The organism is Rhizobium sp. SVR5-9E (genome assembly GCF_056755095.1).
Genome location: NZ_JBNDHS010000679.1, coordinates 1 through 240 on the forward strand (window position 1 = coordinate 1; position 240 = coordinate 240).

General features: G+C 60.8%; 1 protein-coding gene. It reads left to right on the forward strand.

Features of this window, described 5'->3' with window-relative positions:
* The coding region (locus ACPYOJ_RS36535; protein WP_481420562.1) for an alcohol dehydrogenase catalytic domain-containing protein at positions 1–240 on the forward strand (240 nt) is incomplete at both ends.

Genomic DNA, 240 nt, shown 5'->3' on the forward strand with positions numbered 1-240 from the left:
GTACGGGTGAAGGCGTTACCCGCTTTAAACCCGGTGCTCGCGTCATCTCCACCTTCTCTCCGGAGTGGGTAGACGGTAAACCGAAAGGCGACGCCCGCAATTTGCCCTACCAGACGCTGGGCGGTTACTTCCAGGGGATGCTGTCTGAATACGTGATCATGCGTGAAAACTGGCTGGTGGCCGCCCCGGAAACGCTGGATGACGCAGAGGCCAGCACCTTACCCTGCGCGGGGCTTACCG